Source organism: Aliarcobacter vitoriensis (assembly GCF_048320235.1).
In the GTDB taxonomy this organism is placed as follows: domain Bacteria; phylum Campylobacterota; class Campylobacteria; order Campylobacterales; family Arcobacteraceae; genus Aliarcobacter; species Aliarcobacter vitoriensis.
On record NZ_CP182882.1, the window covers coordinates 2,281,667 to 2,299,523 of the forward strand.

At 27.2% G+C, this 17,857-nt stretch carries 20 protein-coding genes; 11 read left to right on the forward strand and 9 right to left on the reverse strand.

Annotation, left to right across the window (positions count from 1 at the left end):
* Positions 1-2: 2 nt before the first annotated feature.
* From ACNSOS_RS11340 to ACNSOS_RS11370, 7 genes are all read left to right on the forward strand, one after another.
* A complete protein-coding gene (locus ACNSOS_RS11340; protein ID WP_418185383.1) occupies positions 3-863 on the forward strand; it encodes an NAD-dependent epimerase/dehydratase family protein in 861 nt (286 codons plus the stop codon).
* Positions 864-923: 60 nt separating this feature from the next.
* Positions 924-1,166 carry a hypothetical protein gene (locus tag ACNSOS_RS11345; protein WP_113894112.1) on the forward strand — a complete coding sequence of 81 codons (243 nt, stop codon included), beginning with the start codon at positions 924-926 and terminating at the stop codon, positions 1,164-1,166.
* Positions 1,167-1,499, forward strand: coding sequence for a type II toxin-antitoxin system PemK/MazF family toxin (locus tag ACNSOS_RS11350; RefSeq protein ID WP_418185384.1), 333 nt, complete (start codon positions 1,167-1,169; stop codon positions 1,497-1,499).
* Positions 1,500-1,501: 2 nt separating this feature from the next.
* Positions 1,502-2,464 carry an MraY family glycosyltransferase gene (locus ACNSOS_RS11355; RefSeq protein ID WP_418185385.1) on the forward strand — a complete coding sequence of 321 codons (963 nt, stop codon included), beginning with the start codon at positions 1,502-1,504 and terminating at the stop codon, positions 2,462-2,464.
* Positions 2,464-3,036 (forward strand): dTDP-4-dehydrorhamnose 3,5-epimerase, encoded by a 573-nt coding sequence (gene rfbC, locus ACNSOS_RS11360; RefSeq protein WP_418185386.1) that lies wholly within the window; start codon positions 2,464-2,466, stop codon positions 3,034-3,036. Before ACNSOS_RS11355 ends, rfbC begins: the two co-directional genes overlap by 1 nt.
* A gap of 9 nt (positions 3,037-3,045) precedes the next feature.
* Positions 3,046-4,788, forward strand: a complete 1,743-nt coding sequence (pglF, locus tag ACNSOS_RS11365; RefSeq protein WP_418185387.1) for a UDP-N-acetylglucosamine 4,6-dehydratase (configuration-retaining) — start codon at positions 3,046-3,048, stop codon at positions 4,786-4,788.
* 66 nt (positions 4,789-4,854) lie between these two features.
* Entirely contained in the window at positions 4,855-5,484 is a 630-nt protein-coding gene (locus ACNSOS_RS11370; RefSeq protein ID WP_418185388.1) for a hypothetical protein, read from the forward strand.
* A 38-nt stretch (positions 5,485-5,522) separates the two neighbouring features.
* On the opposite strand, the gene ACNSOS_RS11375 is transcribed toward ACNSOS_RS11370, so the two are convergent.
* Together ACNSOS_RS11375 and ACNSOS_RS11380 are read right to left on the reverse strand one after the other, a co-directional pair.
* The gene (locus tag ACNSOS_RS11375) at positions 5,523-6,116 is read right to left on the reverse strand and encodes an FAD-dependent oxidoreductase (protein ID WP_418185389.1); all 594 of its coding nucleotides are present in this window, start codon (positions 6,114-6,116) and stop codon (positions 5,523-5,525) included.
* 59 nt (positions 6,117-6,175) lie between these two features.
* A complete protein-coding gene (locus tag ACNSOS_RS11380) occupies positions 6,176-6,877 on the reverse strand; it encodes an alpha/beta fold hydrolase (RefSeq protein WP_418185390.1) in 702 nt (233 codons plus the stop codon).
* A gap of 135 nt (positions 6,878-7,012) precedes the next feature.
* Here ACNSOS_RS11380 and ACNSOS_RS11385 point away from each other — a divergent pair, with 135 nt between their 5' ends.
* Positions 7,013-7,207, forward strand: coding sequence for a YgaP-like transmembrane domain (locus ACNSOS_RS11385; protein WP_113894097.1), 195 nt, complete (start codon positions 7,013-7,015; stop codon positions 7,205-7,207).
* 6 nt (positions 7,208-7,213) lie between these two features.
* On the opposite strand, the gene ACNSOS_RS11390 is transcribed toward ACNSOS_RS11385, so the two are convergent.
* Entirely contained in the window at positions 7,214-8,515 is a 1,302-nt protein-coding gene (locus ACNSOS_RS11390; protein WP_418185391.1) for a M99 family carboxypeptidase catalytic domain-containing protein, read from the reverse strand.
* 141 nt (positions 8,516-8,656) lie between these two features.
* On the opposite strand from ACNSOS_RS11390, the gene ACNSOS_RS11395 reads away from it, so the two are divergent.
* The gene (locus ACNSOS_RS11395; protein WP_418185392.1) at positions 8,657-10,357 is read left to right on the forward strand and encodes a protein adenylyltransferase SelO; all 1,701 of its coding nucleotides are present in this window, start codon (positions 8,657-8,659) and stop codon (positions 10,355-10,357) included.
* Between the two features lie 168 nt (positions 10,358-10,525).
* Here the strand turns inward: ACNSOS_RS11395 and ACNSOS_RS11400 are convergent, their stop codons facing one another.
* The 5 genes from ACNSOS_RS11400 to nadB all read right to left on the reverse strand — a co-directional run bounded on the left by ACNSOS_RS11400 (position 10,526) and on the right by nadB (position 15,474).
* Positions 10,526-10,801, reverse strand: coding sequence for a hypothetical protein (locus ACNSOS_RS11400; RefSeq protein ID WP_195679256.1), 276 nt, complete (start codon positions 10,799-10,801; stop codon positions 10,526-10,528).
* Positions 10,802-10,863: 62 nt separating this feature from the next.
* Positions 10,864-11,463 (reverse strand): class I SAM-dependent methyltransferase, encoded by a 600-nt coding sequence (locus tag ACNSOS_RS11405; protein WP_418185393.1) that lies wholly within the window; start codon positions 11,461-11,463, stop codon positions 10,864-10,866.
* 273 nt (positions 11,464-11,736) lie between these two features.
* Positions 11,737-12,351, reverse strand: coding sequence for a hypothetical protein (locus ACNSOS_RS11410; RefSeq protein ID WP_418185394.1), 615 nt, complete (start codon positions 12,349-12,351; stop codon positions 11,737-11,739).
* Between the two features lie 81 nt (positions 12,352-12,432).
* Positions 12,433-13,968, reverse strand: a complete 1,536-nt coding sequence (gene guaA, locus ACNSOS_RS11415; RefSeq protein WP_418185395.1) for a glutamine-hydrolyzing GMP synthase — start codon at positions 13,966-13,968, stop codon at positions 12,433-12,435.
* A gap of 57 nt (positions 13,969-14,025) precedes the next feature.
* Positions 14,026-15,474, reverse strand: coding sequence for an L-aspartate oxidase (nadB, locus tag ACNSOS_RS11420; protein WP_418185396.1), 1,449 nt, complete (start codon positions 15,472-15,474; stop codon positions 14,026-14,028).
* A 98-nt stretch (positions 15,475-15,572) separates the two neighbouring features.
* Here nadB and ACNSOS_RS11425 point away from each other — a divergent pair, with 98 nt between their 5' ends.
* On the forward strand, positions 15,573-15,992 hold the full coding sequence (locus tag ACNSOS_RS11425) for a DUF721 domain-containing protein (protein ID WP_418185397.1): 420 nt from the start codon (positions 15,573-15,575) through the stop codon (positions 15,990-15,992).
* Here the strand turns inward: ACNSOS_RS11425 and ACNSOS_RS11430 are convergent.
* Positions 15,976-16,569, reverse strand: coding sequence for a M48 family metallopeptidase (locus tag ACNSOS_RS11430; protein ID WP_418185398.1), 594 nt, complete (start codon positions 16,567-16,569; stop codon positions 15,976-15,978). The genes ACNSOS_RS11425 and ACNSOS_RS11430 overlap by 17 nt on opposite strands.
* 82 nt (positions 16,570-16,651) lie before the next feature.
* Between ACNSOS_RS11430 and ACNSOS_RS11435 the strand changes: the two genes are divergently transcribed.
* Positions 16,652-17,818, forward strand: coding sequence for a pyridoxal phosphate-dependent aminotransferase (locus ACNSOS_RS11435; RefSeq protein ID WP_418185399.1), 1,167 nt, complete (start codon positions 16,652-16,654; stop codon positions 17,816-17,818).
* Positions 17,819-17,857 lie beyond the last annotated feature (39 nt).

The window sequence follows — 17,857 nt, forward strand, 5'->3', positions numbered from 1 at the left end:
TGATGAGTAAGTTATTAATCACAGGTTCAAATGGTTTTATAGGGAATTATTTTATAAATAATTATAAAAGTAAATATAATATAAAAACTTTTAGTTTTTTAAAAGATGATATAAATACATTAGATTGTAATACTATAGGTATTGTATTTCATTTATCAGCATTAGTTCATCAAATGGGTGGAGCATCTGCTAGTGAATATGAAAAAATAAATGTTATACAAACTATTGAACTTGCAAAAAAAGCAAAAGAATCTGGAGTAAATCATTTTGTATTTATGAGTACGGTAAAAGTTTACGGAGAAGAAACTAATAGTATATATACAGAAAACACTGTTTGTAATCCAGAAGATGACTATGGAAAAAGTAAACTAAAAGCTGAACATGAACTTCAAAAATTAGAAGATGAGAATTTTAAAATATCTATTATAAGAACACCTATTGTTTATGGATATGGAGTAAAAGCAAATATTAAAAATCTTATAAGTCTTGTAAATAAAGTTCCCGTACTACCTTTGGGAAAAATAAAAAATAAAAGAAGTATGGTTTATATCGGAAATCTTTGTCATTTAGTTGATGAGATAATAACTCAAGAAAAAAAAGGAATATTTTTGGCTTCAGATGATGAACCACTTAGTACTTCAAAACTTATTGAACTTATTGCAAAAAATCTTGATAAAAAGATATATCTAATAAAAATACCATTTTTTGAAAATTTATTAAAGCTAGTAAAACCATCATTTTGTAAAAGACTCTATGGAAGTTTAGAAGTCAATAATAGTATTACAAAAGAGAAATTAAATATAAAAAACCCATATAGTGTAGAAGATGGAATAAGATTGATGATAAAAGAAGAAAAATTATAATAGAAGTTAAATTATAGTATGATATAAAGTATGAATAGTAGTAAGATAAAGGAGATGCTAATGTTAAGAAAAACAGTAACAATAAATGACTCATTATATGATGTATTAAAATCAACTAATATAACAAAACAATATAGTTCTTTTTCAGAATTAGTATCAAATGCTTTAGAGTTATTAATAGAAAAAAATAAAAAAGAGCAATATAAAAAAGCGATGATAGAAGCTTCAAAAGATAAACTTTATATTCAAGATATGGAAGATATTACAAATGATTTTAAATATGCTGATTTTGAGGAGAAATAGATGAATCAGTATGATATTTATTTAGCAGATTTAAACCCAATTGTTGGAAGAGAACAATCGGGAACTAGACCAGTTTTAGTAATATCAAATGATTATGAAAATATTTTAGATGTTATTACAATTATTCCTATAACTTCTTTAAAAGATAGAAGAAAAATCTATCCAAATGAACTTTTATTAAAAGAAGAGTTAGAAAAATCTTCAATACTTTTATGCCAACAAATAAGAACTATTTCTAAAAATAGACTTATAAAAAAACTAGCTTCAATCTCAAGTATTAAAACACAAGAAAAGATTTTACAAATACTTTGTCAGAGATTTGAAAGGATTTAACTTTGATTTATATAATTTTATTTTTTATATCTTTTTCCATTACATATTTTATAAAAAATTATATGATAAAAAAATCATTTGTGGCAAGTGTAAATGAAAGAAGTTCTCACACAGTTCCTACTCCTCATGGTGGAGGAATAGCACTTGCTATTACTTGGTTTATAGGATTATTTTATCTTTATTTTTCAAATCAAATAGAGATAAATCTATTTTATGCTTTACTTTTTGGAGCAGTTATTTCAGTAGTTAGTTTTTTTGATGATATTTATGAACTAAGTCCAAAATTAAGACTTTTAGTTCAATCTATTGTTGCTATTGGTGGATTATATTTTTTAGGTGGATTTGAAACTTTAACTTTTGGTATTTTTGATATACAAAATCCTATTTTTACAAATATTTTTGCTTTTTTTCTTATCATTTGGTTTATAAACCTTTACAATTTTTTAGATGGTATAAATGGCTATGCAGGAAGCCAAGCAGTTTTTTTAAGTTTTGCAGGTTTTATTTTATTTGATGGGAATCATTTTTTAGTTTTAGCTGTGGCAGTTTTAGGGTTTTTATATTGGAATTGGAATAAAGCTAAGATATTTATGGGAGATGTTGGAAGTACACTTTTAGGATATAATGTAGCTATTTTTACTATATATTATGCAAATATTGAACCAACAAATTTTTGGATTTGGATTATTTTATTTGGAGTTTATTGGTTTGATGCAACTTTAACACTAATTCGAAGAAAATTAAATAAAGAAAAGTTATCACAAGCACATAAAAAACATGCTTATCAAAGATTAACTCAAAGTGGTTGGAGTCATTATAAAGTTACAAATTATTCTATAGGATTAAATTTAGTTTTATTTGCTATAGTTTATTTTATATCAAATATTTTTTTAGCTTTTATATTTGCTTTGATAATCTTAGGGGTGAGTATGAAATTTATAGATAATAAAAAAAGATTTGAATAATGACCTATAAAAGACTTGAAATACCTGAGTTAATACTTTGTGAGCCAACTTTTCATAAAGATAATCGTGGTTTTGTTTTTGAATCATTTAAAAAAGAGAGTTTTGATAACTTCTTAGGATTTAATGTTGATTTTTGCCAAGATAATATTTCATATAGTAAATATGGAGTTATAAGAGGACTTCATACAAATAGTTTAGATTATGCACAATCAAAGTTAGTAAGTGTATTAAAGGGTAAAATTTTAGATGTTGCAGTTGATTTTAGAGTAGGAAGTCCAACTTTTGGTAAATCTATAAGTGTAGAGTTAAATAGTGAAGAGAATAAACAACTTTTTATTCCTAGAGGTTTTTTGCATGGATTTTCAGTTTTAAGTGAAGATGCTTTAGTTATGATAAAAATTGATAGATATTTTACACAAGGAGAGAGTATTGGTGTAAGATATGATGATGAAAATTTGAATATTGATTGGAAAATTGAAAAAAAATCAATTATTCTTTCTGAATCAGATAAAAAACTGTTGGATTTTGAATATATAAAATCTACATTTATATATGGAAAAAATTATTATTAGAAGGTTAAAATGAATTATTTAGGAGACAAACGATTTTTAGGTATATTAGTAACTATTTTTATATCAATAGTTTCATTACTTTTAGTCTCTTTTTTACTAGGGAAAGATGTTGCACTTAATACTTTACTTATAATTATAACTGTAAGAGTTATTGCCTCATTTTTATTTTTTGAAGATTATAAGCTATCTTGGTCAAAGGCATCTACAAAAACAGGACTTATGAAAATTATTTTAGCTTTGATAAGTTTTGCTATTTATACTCCTATCTTATATTATATGTTCAATGTTCATTTTAATATTTTATTTATTGATTTAGTTTTTTATACTTTTATAACAAATATCTTAGTTTATGTTTATAAATATTATAGAAGTATTGGTAAAAATAAAAAAACAAAGAAATTAGTTATTTATGGAGCAGGAAAAGCTGGATTACAACTTCAAAGAGAGTTTTTGAGTAGTGAATATAAACTTATTTGTTTTATAGATGATGATGAGATATTACATCATAGAAGTATAGATGCTATTTCTATATATTCAAAAGAAAAATATAATTCTCAGTTTGAAAAAGAAAAATTTGATTTGATGATTATTGCCATGCCATCGGCTTCACAAGAACAGATTAAAACTATATATGAATCTATGCAGAGCAAATTTGAAAAAATTAAGATTTTACCTTCAATGAATAATATTCTAAAAAAAGAGGAGTTTTCTAAACAACTTAAAGATATAGGAGTTGAAGATTTACTTGCTAGAAAACCTAAAGATTTAGATAAAAATGCCATTCAAAATTTTATAAAAGATAAAACAGTTCTTATAACTGGAGCTGGTGGAAGTATAGGAAGTGAAATAGCAAGACAATGTAAAGTTTATAATGCAAAACAGCTGATATTACTTGATCATAGTGAATTTAATCTTTATTCAATTTTAGAAGAATTAAGAGATAAAAATGTAGTTCCTATTATGCAAAGTGTAAGAGATCTAAAAACTTTAGAAAAAACTTTTGAAAAGTATAAACCACAGATTGTTATTCATGCAGCTGCTTATAAACATGTTCCCTTAGTTGAACACAATATTTTAGAAGCTATCACAAACAATATAATTGGGACTAAAAATTGTATAGATTTATCTATAAAATATGGTGTAGAAAAGTTTGTTCTTATATCAACAGATAAAGCGGTTCGTCCAACAAATGTTATGGGTACAACAAAACGAATTTGTGAACTTTATGCACAAAATGTAGAAGCAAAAAATACAGAAATAGTAGCTGTTAGATTTGGAAATGTTTTAGGAAGTAGTGGAAGTGTAATTCCTAAATTTAAATCACAAATAGAAGCTGGAAAAAATATCACAGTAACTCATCCTGATATAACAAGATATTTTATGCTTATTCCAGAAGCTTGTGAACTTGTGCTTCAAGCTGCAAGTATTGGTAAAGGAGGGGAGATATTTATTCTAGATATGGGTGAACCTATCAAAATAGTCGATTTAGCTAAAAAAATGATTGAATTAAGTGGAAGAAATGAGATTCAAATAGAATTTTGTGGATTAAGAATAGGGGAAAAACTATATGAAGAACTACTTATAAATGATAGCGATACAAAAACACAATATGAGTCTATTACAGTTGCAAGTCCTACTAAGTTTGATATAAATGAATTAAATAAAAAAATAGAAGAACTTCTTATTTGTGAAGATAAAATAGTAAAATTAAAAGAGATTGTTCCAGAATTTGATCATAAATTGAATTCTTAGAAATTAATTTTATTTTAAATTAATTTTAAGAAATGTATAATTAGTGTAAATAAACAAGGAGTTATTATGCAAATTTCAAGTAGTACAAACCAAGCTCTAAACGCTTTTCAACAAAATGCAAATTCAAAAGTTGAAAATACGCAAAATAATCAAGTTCAAAAACAAAATGAACAAGAAAAATCAGTAGATGAAATCATCAATAATTCAGCAGCAAAAGTTGCTATATCTATGAATGCTCAATATATTTTATTTGAGATGAATGCATCTAAAATGACAAAAGATAATGCTTTTGGACAATTAACAGCTACAAAGATGCAACAAGGAGTTTTAGATTTTTTAGGTGGAACTGGTAAAATAGACAATATGAGTTTAGCTGATATTGGATATAAAGGAAGACCTATTTTAGAATTGACTAAAGAAGAAGCAACTGATTTGGTTGGTGAAAATGGTTTCTTTGGTATAAAACAGACTTCAGATAGAGTTGCTGGGTTTTCTATTGGTATAGCTGGAGATAATTTAGATAATCTTGCAAAAGTTAGAGAAGGAATCGTAAAAGGTTTTGAAGAGGCAGAAAAAATGTTTGGTGGAGAACTTCCTGAAATTTCATATAAAACTCAAGAACGAACTTTAGCTTTAATAGATGCTAAAATAGAATCTTTAAAAAATCCAAAATCAGAAAAAACTGAACAAGAGTAATCAAAGTAAGATTGAGAAAGTCTCAATCTTACAGTGTTTTATACTTTAACATCGTGAACAACAGCAACTTTTCCACTCCATTGAGTAAAAATATCGCAAGCAACTTTAGTTCCATCACCACTTGCACAAGCAAACATTGTCGGAACTCCACTAGCAAGTCCAGCTACATATAAATTTGGTGCAATCACATTATTTTTATTTTCTAAATAAATAAGATTTGGTTTTGGAACAAAAATATTATCTTTCACAACAACACCATCAACTTCTATATCAAATTTATGTAATCCAGTAGCAAGAACCACTATTTCAGCTTCAAATGTACTATTTTCAGTTGTTACTTTGAAAGTATTTCCAATTTTTTCGATTTTTGTAGCTTTTTCTTCTTTTAACTCAATTGCAGGATAGTTTTTTATTTGATTTTTCATTTTTACCAATAAATCAACACCATTTATACCAAATTCAACACCAGCAACATTGCAATATCTTCCAACATTTAAATCACTCTTATTGTCATCAAGCATTAAATATTTTTTATCTTTCGCCCAATCAAACTTATCATTTGCACTTCCTAAGTTTAAAGCACAACCAAATCCAGCTGCACCAGCCCCAATAATAATCACATCATATTTCATAATTTATCCTTTATTTAATTTAAAACTATATTTTATCAAAAGCTTTATAAAATTAATACTTATTCTTTTATCCAATTTTCTATATGTTTTACTAGATCTTTTGGAAACTCTAAAGGTATATTATGACTTGTTCCTATTCTTTTAAATAATTTGATATTATGCTTTTCATTTTCTAGCTTTTTTAAACTATCTTTATCTAAAAGTCTATCTTCACTACTGTAAAACATATATATAGGAATATTAAGTTTATTAAGACTTTCAAATAAATCAATTCTATTAAAAGTACTTGTTAATTGAGTTAAAAATACATCTCTTCCAAGTTCATTGAACATATCCATTATAGTTTGAATTAAATCATCATCATTTTGATTTTGAACTTCTACTAGGCTAATAGCTTTTTGTCTATCTAAGCCAAACTCGTTAGAGTTTTTAAAAGCTTCTATTTTTAACTCTCTTCTTGCTAATTCTTCTTTTGAAGTAGTTCCTGGAGTTGCTGAAACTGTAAAAAGTTTTTTTACTTTTTGTGGAAATTTACAAGTAAAATAAGAGGCTATATAACCACCTAATGAAAATCCTAAAATATTTATTTTCTCTTCTTTGAAGTTGTTGCTTAATATCTCTACAATTTCATCAAAATTTGTAGAATTTGGTATTGGAGTGTGGATTATTTCAAATCTATTTTCTAAAAGTGGTATTACTCTTTTCCAAAGTCTAATATCTGTCATAAGCCCTGGAATAAAATATATCTTTTCCTTTTTCATATAATCTCCTTATTATAAACAATTATTTTATATAAACTCATCTTAGAAAGATATATATCACAGAATATAAATAAGATTTACTTATTTATATTAGATTAAGTTATCTTATATAATAATTTCAAAAAGGAGTTTAAAATGAATACATTTGATAAAATAAGAGCATTTTGTAGACCATTTAGAATAGTTATAGGGATTATTTTAATAGCAATAGGAATATTTACAGGTATCGTATGGTTTTATTTAGGGATTATTCCACTGCTTGTGGGATTAGTTGATTTTTGTCCAGTTTGTATTATTAGTAAAAAATGTACACCAAAAATTCAAAAGTAAGTTTTCTTACTTTTTGAATTTTATAGTTATCATTCCATAGAAGTTATTGTCTTTGTAAAATTCAACTCTATAGTATTGTTTATTATTGTCTATTGAAAAGCTATCTACCATATCAGATTTTTTAAGTAATATTCCATCTTCGCTATCAACTCCAGTTTTGCTAAATCCGATAACATTTACTCTAAAATCACTTTTTAATATTTTAAAGCTATCTGTAACTTCTACAATATTTCCAAAAGTTGTATCGATCACTTTGTTATTATCAACTTCTATTTTTATAGTTTCAGTTGAATTTTTTATATCAAAATATTGTGGAAAAAGTGTAGTAACTAGTATATTTCCAACATATATTTGGTATGAACCATTTACATATTTCATATTTGCTAAAGTGTGATTGAATGTAAAATCATTGTTATTTTTTTGCATAGGAACAAATCTTAAAACTTTTCTAATATCACTTAAATCAAGTTTTATATTGTTATTTATGCTAACTGTTCCAAAATCAAAAACAAGTTTTTTTACATCTTCATAGCTATTTATATCAAAATCTCTTTCAAACTCTATATCCATAATTTTCATAAATTCTTCAATAGATTTTAGTTGATATACAACTTTTTCTGTTAAATCAGAGATATTTTTACTTGTTTCTATTGCAAAAGCTGGTTTATCGTTTGTAACTGCAAAAAAAGTAAGCGATAATTGTTGTTGTTCATCTTTATATTGTGTTTCAGTATTTTTTACTCCAAAAGAGTGATAATCTTTGAAAAGCATATTTTTATTCAAATTATCTCTTACAGTCGATGCAATTTCATCCAAATTTCCAAATTTCTCTAAAGAGTGAATTTTCTCTTGATCAATAATTGTGGCTTGTCCCCATGCTCTTGGATTAAATATAGCATTTTCATAAGTTTGCCTATAAAATCCATGCCCATCATGTAGATTTAATACTAAATCCACTTTTTTATCTAGGATTAGCTCTTTTATCTTTTGAACATTTTTATAGTCTGGATCAGTTTTGTCTATATTGCTAAATTTTCTATTCATATCTTTGTAAATACCTCTTTGATTTGCAATCATACTATCGATATTTACACTAGGTGCTATCCAAAGAGAGCCTTTTTTGATTTTGTAATATTTTTCTAAAAAGGCTGGTGCAAAATAACCTCCAGGTTCATCTCCATGTATTCCACCAATAACTAAAAGTGTATGACTTTTTTCATCACCTTCTTTTTTATAAATGGTAAAATCTTTGTTTGTATTTGCATAAATAGATGTTATTAAAAATAGAATAAGAGTAAAAAACTTCATATCTCTCCTAAAGTTTTAAAATTATTAAAAAATGGTTTGTATAATATCTAAATAGTTTTTAGATATGAATTAATGTTATATTTAAGTATAAATTTACTATATTAAAATTTGAAATAAATAAAAATATGGATAAATATAATAATGAATGAAAATAATAAAAAAAATATAGAAACATTTGATGAACTCAGTACTTTAAGTGATTACACTTTTATAGAAAATCTAAATAGTGACCCTGATGCAAAATATAATGGTGATAATAAATTTCCAAGAGAAGTTTTTATTGGGCATTATGTTCCTGTAAGCCCAACTGCTATCAAAGAGCCAATATATATTTCTCATAGCAAAAACTTTTTTAAAGAGTTAGGTTTTAGTGAAACTCTAATAAACTCTGATGATTTTATCAAACTATTTTCAGGTGACATGAAAAATATTTCTAATTTAAAGCAAAATATAGGTTGGGCGACTGGATATGCACTTTCTATTTATGGAACAGAATATTATGCACAATGCCCTTTTCAAACAGGAAATGGATATGGTGATGGTAGAGCTATTTCAGTTTTTGAAGCAGTTATAAATGGTAAAAGATGGGAATTTCAACTAAAAGGTGCAGGAAGAACACCATATTGCAGAGGTGCTGATGGACGAGCAGTTTTAAGGTCAAGCATAAGAGAATTTTTAGCTCAAGAACACATGCATGCACTTGGAGTTGCTACATCAAGGTCTTTAACTTTGTTTACATCTAAAAAGGAGCAAGTAACTAGACCTTGGTTTATGGATAATTCTTATTCAAAAGACCCTGAAGTTATGATAGAAGAAGATGTTGCTATTACTACTAGAGTTGCATCTTCATTTTTGCGTGTTGGACAAATAGAACTTTTTGGAAGACGAGCTAGAAAAAATGAACATAAAAATGCTTTAAAAGAGTTAGAAATGATTGTTTTACATTTGATTGAAAGAGAATATAGTGAAGAAATTAATCAAGATTTAAGTTTGGAAGAAAAGATTTTACTATTAGCAAAACAGTTTCAAAATCGTCTTACTTCACTAGTAGCTAACTGGATAAGAGTTGGATATTGTCAAGGAAATTTCAACAGTGATAACTGTGCAGCTGGTGGTTTTACACTTGATTATGGACCATTTGGATTTATAGAGATGTTTGACCCAAAATATCAATCTTGGACTGGAGGAGGAATGCACTTTTCATTTTTCAATCAACCAGTTGCTGCTTTTAAAAATTTTAAATCATTTTGTAGTGCTTTAAAACCGCTACTTAGTTCAAATAAAGAAGCTTCAGAAGAACTTGAAAAAATCGAAAATAGCTTTAGTAAAGTTATGCAAGAAAAGATGCAAAATATGTGGGCTAAAAAACTTGGACTTCATAAGTTTGATGTTGAACTATTTGAAGATTTAATAAATCTTATGATAGATACAAAAGTTGATTACACAATATTTTTTAGAGAATTATCAAATATTCCCCATAATTTAAGTAGTCTTGAAAAAAGTTTTTACGGAAATTTGAAAGATGAAAATATCAACTTAAGATGGAATAGTTGGCTAGAGAGTTGGAAATCACAAATAAATGTAAATGATGAAGAATCAAAACAAAAACTATCAAATCAAATGAAACTAACTAATCCAAAATATACTTTAAGAGAATGGCATCTAGTTTGGGCTTATCAAGAAGCACAAAATGGGAACTATGAACCTGTAAATGAACTACAAGAGATAATGACAAAACCATATGAAGAGCAAACAAAAGAAATAGAAGAGAAATACTATACTAAAAAACCTTCAGATTTTTTTGGAATAGCTGGGATATCACATGTTAGTTGTTCGTCGTAGGGAAATATAGATTTTAAATAACCATTCAGGGGACAATCCACAAACGATTGTTTGTTCCCTTTTGGTTTAAAGTATTGAAGTAGATAACTTGATATTAATGCTATTGCAATGAATAATAGTAAATAAAGCCAATAATTCTCACCTTTCTCTCCAACAATTTGTTAAACCTTATCTCATATCGAAAACTGATAATCCATATGAATCTATACTATTGTTTACTGTGGGATATATTTCATTGTTTCTAATTTCAAATACTGATAGTCCATATGAGTATCGTTTATTGTGTACTGTTGGATAAATATCATTACCTTTAATTTCAAATACAGGTAGTCCATAATCGTCATCACTATTATGTACTGTAGGATATATTTTTGTTCCTCTAACTTCATAATATGGTAATCCATAATCTGCTTTATCGTTGTTTACTGTTGGGTACAATTCCATTTTAAATTTCCTTTTTTTTGTATAAATTTTACTTAGGTGGCGACGCATATCACCAGTTTTTGTTAGGTTTTTTCTATGATGAGATATGTGTGAAGTTCTGGATATTGATCAAATTCCAAATGTTTTATTGCACAACCAAGTTTAATAAATAGCTTTAAAAAGCCATTGGTACCAAGCGATGAATAATAAACTTCTGGTCCCATAAAATTATCAGTATGAAACCCTTCTTCAGCTGTTCCACCAAACGAGAATATAAATACACCACCAACATTCAAGCTATTTACAATTTTAGTAAGAACAAGCTTTTGTTCATATAACGGAATATGCCAAATACTATCCCATGCAGTTATAAAATCGTACTTTTCTGATATCTCGTATTCACAGATATCTGCATGTATAAAACGAAAATTTGGGTATTTCTCACGAGAAATCTTTATTGTTTCTGTAGATACATCAAGACCTGATGGTGTGAATCCTTCCTTTGAAAGTAATTCAATAAAACGTCCAGTACAACCACAACCGATATCCAAAGCATTGCCACGATTCTTAACAAAAGTAATTGCTTTTTGATGTTGCTTTATACCGTTACTCCTATCAAAACCATCGCTAGTCCATAAATGGGTAATTTGATTATATGCTTTACCAATATCGATTGGTTTCATCAGTTGACCTCCTAAAAGCCTAACTATTTATTTAACATGTATTATATACAAGATAGTCTGAAAATTAACAAATAACATCCACCAAAAGTATCGCATATTAATACAACGATAAACACTTTAAATAAGAGAATTCTTAAATATATCATTAAAATATACAAGCATTAAGAGATAAACAAAAAAAACATATTCCAGTAGTTCTTATGATAGATGAAGTAAAAATATCATACTAAAGAGCCAATAGATTTTTTGTAGTAGTTCGTCTTAATAGTTTAATTATTTTTTAATGTTATCTTCAGCAGAATAAATAGTTGTAATTTCTTTTGCAATATCTTTTGCTGTTGGAGACTTTAAAGTAAAGTAAAAACTTGAGGTACCTACAACAAAACTTAAAATAGTTATAAAATATGCTATATTGGTTCTTTTTTTAATTCTTTCTTGTTCTGATTTTAATTCAACATAATGATTCAATGTATTAATAATTGGATTTAAGAGTTCTTTATTATCGTCTTTATTATCAAATTTCATTTTTGAAAGTTTAATTAAAGAAGGTTTCACTTCATCTGGCATTCCATTGAAAGGTTCTTCAATCTCTATTTCCTCTATAAGTTTATTTATTTTATTGAAAGAGTCTTTATTGTCAGTTTCTTTCAGTAGTTCATAAATGATATTTTGTGAATTAACTGATGTTAAATTAAAAGATTTACCTATATTAATTATATCTTTTGATGTTAAATTTATTCCTAATGACAATTTATTACTTATATTTTTAAGCATATTCTCATTGTCTTTAGTTTTTCTTAATTTGATATATAATAAAAATAATAAAACAAAAAGAATTAAAAGAATATATATAACAATAAAAATTAAATTTAAAGTTTCGTTGCTCATTATTTAGTCCAAATATTAGATTCTAAATTTAATTAGCAAGTTGTACAAAAAGTACACCAAGCTAAAATCTTTTCACTAAAATTATTCCCATTCGATAGTTGCTGGTGGTTTTGATGAAATATCATAAACTACTCTGTTGATTCCATCAACTTCGTTGATAATTCTTCTTGAGATAGTTTCAAGTATTTCATGTGGAATATGTGCAAAAGTTGCTGTCATACCATCTGTTGCATCTACTATTCTTACACAAACTGTATTATCATAAGTTCTATTATCACCCATAACACCAACAGATTTTACATTTAATAATACTGTAAATGCTTGCCAAGTTTTATCATAATATCCAGTTGAATGTAATACATCAAGCATGATAACATCAGCTTTTCTTAAAAGTTCTAAATCAGGTTTATTTACTTCACCCATAATTCTAATAGCAAGACCAGGACCAGGGAATGGATGTCTGCTTATCATACTTTTTGGAAGACCAAGTTCTAATCCTAAAGCTCTAACTTCATCTTTGAAGATTTCTCTTAGAGGTTCAATTAGTTCAAATTTCATCCAATCAGGAAGACCACCAACATTGTGGTGAGATTTGATAGTTTTACTTGGACCTTTTACAGAAACTGATTCGATAACATCTGTATATAAAGTTCCTTGTGCTAAAAACTCAATTCCAGAGTGTTTTTTTGCTTCTACATCAAATACTTCGATAAATGTTTCACCAATGATTTTTCTTTTTTTCTCTGGATCTGTAACACCAGCTAGTTTTGATAAGAAAGTTTCACTTGCATCAACAGTGATTAGATTTACACCTCTGCTTTTGAACATAGTTTCAACTTGTTCTCTTTCATTTGCTCTTAGAAGTCCATTATCTACAAATACAGGAATTACTTGCTCTCCAATAGCTTCAGCTAATAAAGTTGCTACAACTGAGCTATCAACTCCACCTGAAACTGCACATAATACTTTTTTATTTCCAACTTTATCTTGGATTTGTTTTATTTGTTCTTTTGCAAAACTTCCCATATTCCAAGTAGATTCACAACCACAAATATGTTTAGCAAAGTTTTTAAGAAGTTTGCTTCCTTCTTGTGAGTGATAAACTTCTGGGTGAAATTGGAATGCATAAATATTTCTATTTGTATCAGCTATTGCTGCATATGGAGAGTTTTCACTTGTTGCTATTTTTTCAAAACCTTGAGGAATTGATTCAACTCTATCTCCGTGGCTCATCCAAACAATTTGTCCATTAGGAGTATCTTTAAATATTGGGTTTTCTTCTACAAAATCTAATTTAGCTTTTCCGTATTCGTGGCTTGATGCTGGAATTACACTTCCACCAAAGTGTTGAGCAATTAGTTGCATTCCATAACAAATTCCCAAAATTGGTAAACCTAAATCAAAAATTGTAGTATCAGGATGATAAGAATCAACAGCATAAACAGATGCAGGTCCACCTGAAAGGATAATTCCTTTTGGAGTTCTTGCCATAATCTCACCAATTGGCTCGCTATAAGGAACTATTTCAGAATAAACTCCACTTTCTCTTAGTTTTCTAGCAATAATTTGTGTGTATTGACTACCGAAATCTAACACTACTATTGGTACATGTTTCATATAAATTTAACCTTTCTTTTGCACTTTTTAATGGTGCATTTTATCTAAAAACTCTTTTTAATCTTCTTTTATAAAATGTGCACCTAATGATTTTTCTCTTTTTAAAGCAGATTTTAAAACCTCTTTTGCACATAAAAGTCTTAAATATACAAGCCTTCCAATATCTTTTTTTAAAAATTCATCAATTTTCTCTAAAGCTTTTTTTAATTCAGATTTTTCTCGTACAATTCCAGCACTATTCCACATAACTCTTCTTAAACTATCTTTTATCTCTTTATCAATTTCAGTAGTTCTTGTATAGTTTAAAATCTCTTTATCATAATTTTTTAAATCTATTTTAAAGTTATTTTCTAAAGATGTTTCAACTGCAATTTTTGAAAAAACCAAACCTTCTAAAAGTGAATTTGAAGCTAATCTATTTGCCCCATGAACTCCTGTACAAGCAACTTCACCTATTGCATAAAGATTTTTAAAGCCTTTTACTAATCCATTTTGTTCTGTTTGTATTCCACCCATAGCATAGTGAAATGCTGGACTTATAGGAACATTTTCAAAAGGCAAATCGTATCCTAAATCTTTTATATTTTCATAAATATTTGGAAATCTTTGTTTAAAAGCTTTTTTCTCAAAATTTTCAAAAGATAAATATACTTGTAAACCAGTTTTTTTATGATAATCAAATATAGAACGGCTTACTATATCCCTAGGAGCAAGTTCTCCGTCTTTATGATAATCAAATAAAAATCTTTTATTATTTTCATCAACTATAAAAGCACCTTCTCCTCTTAAAGCCTCACTTAAAAGTGGTTTTCTAGCAAATGTTGTACCTTTTAAAACTGTTGGGTGAAATTGTGTCATCTCCATATCTTTCAATGGAAGATTTTTAAGTACGGCTAAACCTTGCATTTCACCTGCATTTGCAGTTGAATTTGTGTGATATTTATAAATTGAACCAAATCCACCACTTGCAATTATAATATTATGTGCAAACAGCACTTTTTGTTCATTTTTTATAAAGTATTGAACTCCATAGCAAATATCATCTTTTATCAATAAATCACAAGCTACAGCAGAAGTTATAATTTCATGAGGGCAATGTTCAAGTAAAAAAAGATGTATTTCTCTTCCTGTTGCATCTCCACAAGAGTGTAATATTCTATTTCTACTATGAGCTGCTTCTTTTGTGTATGCTAAAGAACCATCTTTGTTCAAATCAAACTTCATACCAGCATTTATAAGCTCTTTTATTGCGGGAATTGATGCACGACTTAAAAGTTCAACAGCATTTTTGTCATTGTAGTTTGCACCAGCTTCGAGTGTATCTTTTATATGTAGAGGTATATCACTTTCATCAACAGCACTAGCTATTCCACCTTGTGCCCAAAATGTATTTGAATTCCAAGTGGACATTTTGCAAAGAAGTAATACTCTTTTGTCTTTTGGTATTAATCTTGCAGCATTAAGTCCAGCAATTCCAGCTCCTATTATAATATAGTCATAAATCATTGTTGTTTTGTTTCTTGTTTATCATTTGGAGAATAAACTGGATCAGCTTTATACCCGCAACCATTAAAACTAAATAAAACACCTGCTATAATAAGCGAATGAAAAAAATTAATGAAATACTTACTCATATCCAAAATACTCCTAGTTTTGATAAAATTAACATCTTTTTAGAAATAAAAAGATTTGTAAATATACTACCTTTAAAATTAAAAAGTGGAATAAAATTCGCATATTTAAAAAACGATACCTTAGTTTTTGTACTAATTCATCAAATATATAAAGTTGAGTTTGAGTATGCAAAAAACGATATTTTGGCTTTAATAAAGAGTTCAAATTTTAAAAATATTACTAAACTATCTTTTTTTGTATCAAATAGTGTAGAAAGAGTTAAAAAAATAACTGAAGAAAGTGCTGAAAAATATGATGAAAGAGCTTATGGAATATTTGAAAATAGGGTAAAAGATGAAAAACTTTTTAAAAAATTTGAAGATATCAGAGCAATTATAAAAGGCTCTTAAATATTTTTTCTATATCTTTATAGTTTGGAGAGTATTTTTCTACTAAATTCCAAAAATCTTTTGAGTGATTTTTATGTTTAATATGTGCAAGTTCGTGAACAACTATATATTCAGCTATAAAAAGAGGATATTTCATAAGTAATATATTAAAATTTAATTCATTTTTGTAGTTACAAGAACCCCAAGTTCTTTTATTTTTTCTATAAGATATTTTTGTAGGATATAACCTCATAAGATTTGAGTATTTTTCAACCAAATTTGGAATATGTTTTTTTATCTCATTTTTGTAGAAAGTATCAATATTTTTAATGTTAAACTCGTGTAAATTTTCTTTTTTACCAAATAGTAGAAACTCATCTTCATTTAAAGCTTTTTCTTTAACTTTTTGTATATTCTCTTCTAGCCACTTTTTTCTATTATGTACCAATATCTTTGCATCATTTATAGTAAAATATCTATTCGCTCTAATTTGTATAAGATTTTGTTTTAAAATTCTTAAGTAACAGTGCTTTATGTTTTTTCTGTTTTCTAGCTCAACTTTTATGATGGTGTTATTTAATTCTATTTCAAAATTCAATCAAAACCTTTAAGTAAATATTCGATAAAATCCACAGATTATACCACAAGTATAATGATAATAAAATTCTAGGAAAACTATTATGAAAATTGCAAATAGAATGGAGAAATTATCTCCTTCACTTACTTTGTCAATAACAGCTTTAGCAAATGAGTTAAAAGCACAAGGTAAAGATATATTAAGTTTTAGTGCAGGTGAACCTGATTTTGATACTCCACAAGTTGTAAAAGATGCAGCTATTAAGGCAATAAATGAAGGAAAAACAAAATATACCGCTGTTGAAGGTATAAAACCTACTAAACAAGCAATTATTAATAAGTTGAAAAAAGACCACGATTTGGATTATAAGCTAGATGGGATTGTTATAAGTAATGGAGCAAAACATTCACTTTTTAATCTTTGTCAAGCTTTAATTGATGATGGTGATGAGGTTATAATACCTTCTCCATATTGGGTTACTTATCCAGAATTAGTTATTTATAGTGGTGGGAAACCTATTTTTATAGAAACAGATGAAACAACAGAATTTAAAATAACAGCAAAACAGTTAAAAGATGCAATTACATCAAAAACAAAAATTTTGATGTTAAATTCTCCATCAAATCCAACTGGTTCAATTTATTCAAAAGAAGAGTTATTGGAAATAGGTGAAGTTTTAAAAGGTACTGATATTGTAGTTTTGTCTGATGAGATGTATGAAAAACTTATCTATAAAGGTAAAAATTTTACAGCAACAGCTTCTGTGAGTCCTGATATGTACAATAGAACTGTAACAATAAATGGTTTGAGTAAAGCAGTAGCTATGACTGGATGGAGATTTGGTTATGTTGCTTGTCCTGATTCAAAACTTGCAAAAGCTATGTCAAAACTTCAAGGACAAGCAACTTCAAATATCAATTCTATAACTCAATATGCAGCAATACCAGCTTTAGAAGGTGAAGCCAATAAAGATATTGAGATGATGAGAGTTGAATTTGAAAAAAGAAAAGATTATGCAGTAAAAACTATAAATGAGATAAAAAATCTATCTTGTTATGACCCTGATGGTGCTTTTTATCTATTTATAAATATTAAAAAATTTAGCAATGACTCTATGAAATTTTGTGCTGATTTAATGGAACAAACTGGTGTTGCACTTGTTCCAGGACTTGCTTTTGGTATGGAAGGATATGTAAGATTGTCTTTTGCTACAAGCATGGAAGCAATTGTAGATGGAATAAATAGAATTAAAGAGTTTGTAGAAAAATAATTTTATGAACTTACAGCTTTATTGTGTTATTATTTTTTA

Bases quoted from the DNA above. Each gene is read 5' to 3' on its own strand.
- ACNSOS_RS11340 (WP_418185383.1), top strand. From the start codon at position 3: ATGAGTAAGTTATTAATCACAGGTTCAAATGGTTTTATAGGGAATTAT.
- ACNSOS_RS11345 (WP_113894112.1), top strand. From the start codon at position 924: ATGTTAAGAAAAACAGTAACAATAAATGACTCATTATATGATGTATTA.
- ACNSOS_RS11350 (WP_418185384.1), top strand. From the start codon at position 1,167: ATGAATCAGTATGATATTTATTTAGCAGATTTAAACCCAATTGTTGGA.
- rfbC (WP_418185386.1), top strand. From the start codon at position 2,464: ATGACCTATAAAAGACTTGAAATACCTGAGTTAATACTTTGTGAGCCA.
- pglF (WP_418185387.1), top strand. From the start codon at position 3,046: ATGAATTATTTAGGAGACAAACGATTTTTAGGTATATTAGTAACTATT.
- ACNSOS_RS11370 (WP_418185388.1), top strand. From the start codon at position 4,855: ATGCAAATTTCAAGTAGTACAAACCAAGCTCTAAACGCTTTTCAACAA.
- ACNSOS_RS11375 (WP_418185389.1), bottom strand. From the start codon at position 6,116: ATGAAATATGATGTGATTATTATTGGGGCTGGTGCAGCTGGATTTGGT.
- ACNSOS_RS11380 (WP_418185390.1), bottom strand. From the start codon at position 6,877: ATGAAAAAGGAAAAGATATATTTTATTCCAGGGCTTATGACAGATATT.
- ACNSOS_RS11385 (WP_113894097.1), top strand. From the start codon at position 7,013: ATGAATACATTTGATAAAATAAGAGCATTTTGTAGACCATTTAGAATA.
- ACNSOS_RS11390 (WP_418185391.1), bottom strand. From the start codon at position 8,515: ATGAAGTTTTTTACTCTTATTCTATTTTTAATAACATCTATTTATGCA.
- ACNSOS_RS11395 (WP_418185392.1), top strand. From the start codon at position 8,657: ATGAATGAAAATAATAAAAAAAATATAGAAACATTTGATGAACTCAGT.
- ACNSOS_RS11400 (WP_195679256.1), bottom strand. From the start codon at position 10,801: ATGGAATTGTACCCAACAGTAAACAACGATAAAGCAGATTATGGATTA.
- ACNSOS_RS11405 (WP_418185393.1), bottom strand. From the start codon at position 11,463: ATGAAACCAATCGATATTGGTAAAGCATATAATCAAATTACCCATTTA.
- ACNSOS_RS11410 (WP_418185394.1), bottom strand. From the start codon at position 12,351: ATGAGCAACGAAACTTTAAATTTAATTTTTATTGTTATATATATTCTT.
- guaA (WP_418185395.1), bottom strand. From the start codon at position 13,968: ATGAAACATGTACCAATAGTAGTGTTAGATTTCGGTAGTCAATACACA.
- nadB (WP_418185396.1), bottom strand. From the start codon at position 15,474: ATGATTTATGACTATATTATAATAGGAGCTGGAATTGCTGGACTTAAT.
- ACNSOS_RS11425 (WP_418185397.1), top strand. From the start codon at position 15,573: ATGAAAAAAATTAATGAAATACTTACTCATATCCAAAATACTCCTAGT.
- ACNSOS_RS11435 (WP_418185399.1), top strand. From the start codon at position 16,652: ATGAAAATTGCAAATAGAATGGAGAAATTATCTCCTTCACTTACTTTG.